We start from the raw sequence: 437 nt of genomic DNA on the forward strand, positions 1-437 counted from the left end.
GCTCTACCCGTTTAATTTAAAACAAAACATGAAATACAATATTTTTTTGTGCAAATATATTTTGCTTCCGGTATTGATGATTGTGGTAACTAGATTTATATATTTTATACATTTGAAAAATAAGAATAACCACCTTCAAAAAGGGTGGTTATTCTTATTTATATAATTCATTAAGCGTTTCTGACTTCGAATAAGTCTCTGTCAATTTCTGTTCTTTCTCCTAAACGAGTATTTGGCTCGTCATCTTTTAAGTATCTTTTATATCCATCTGTACTCAACCAATTTTTCCCTCCACGATCATGAAGTTTAAAATTTAGATTATCTTCGTCTCCACCATAATGCCAAAATTTTATTCTTCCCCAAGCATCTAAGAAAAAGCAAAAACGTGAAGCATTTGCTTTCTTATCTAAATAAACCCAACCTTTGCTATCACGTGT

Annotated in this window: 1 protein-coding gene; it reads right to left on the bottom strand. The window is 30.7% G+C overall.

Annotated elements, in window-relative coordinates; all coding sequences use genetic code 11:
• Positions 1-170 precede the first annotated feature (170 nt).
• Positions 171-437 (bottom strand): hypothetical protein (locus AC1DWA_RS33470; RefSeq protein ID WP_477917804.1); only part of this gene is annotated, 267 nt, incomplete at its 5' end.

The sequence above is a fragment of the Rhodococcus sp. P4_F3_2 genome (assembly GCF_056401335.1).